Raw genomic sequence first — 552 nt, forward strand, 5'->3', positions numbered from 1 at the left:
GCGCCAGGACCACGTCGCGGCCCTCGGCGGCCAGCTGGTGCCCCTCCTGGAGCATGGCGTAGGTCTTGCCGACGCCGGGGGCGGCACCCAGCAATACCCGCAGCGTTCCGCGTGTCATGTGCTAATTGTCCAGCCCCAGCAGGGCAATGTTCAGCTTCAACACGTTTACCCGGGGTTCCCCGAGGAAGCCGAGGCCACGCCCCGTGGTCTGCTCGTGGACCAGCGCCACCACCTTGGCCGGGTCCAGGGAACGGGCCTTGGCAACGCGCGGCGCCTGGTCCAGGGCGTTGGCCACGGAGATGTCCGGGTCCAGCCCGGAGGCGGAGGCTGTCAGCGCATCGGCCGGAACCACGGTGGTTCCCGGGTTTTCCGCCAGGTAGGCGGCCTTGCGCTCCGCAATCGCCTTCAGGAGCGCGGGGTTCTCCGGGCCCAGGTTGGATCCGGAGGACGCGGTTGCGTCATAGCCGTCCCCGGCGGCCGAGGGGCGGGGCTGGAAGAGGGAAAGGTCGGGTTTCCCGTCGGGGTCGTTGAAGTTCTGCCCGAGCAGGGCCG

Annotated in this window: 1 protein-coding gene and 1 pseudogene; both read right to left on the reverse strand. The window is 70.1% G+C overall.

From position 1 onward, the window contains the following. Nucleotides 1-118, reverse strand: a pseudogene (locus FMN52_RS20065) (sensor histidine kinase KdpD); the annotation flags it as partial. Between the two features lie 3 nt (nucleotides 119-121). Continuing rightward, the coding region (locus FMN52_RS00150) for a potassium-transporting ATPase subunit C (protein ID WP_148606711.1) at nucleotides 122-552 on the reverse strand (431 nt) is incomplete at its 5' end.

The sequence above is a fragment of the Marinobacter sp. BW6 genome (assembly GCF_008107725.1).
Lineage (GTDB): Bacteria > Pseudomonadota > Gammaproteobacteria > Pseudomonadales > Oleiphilaceae > Marinobacter.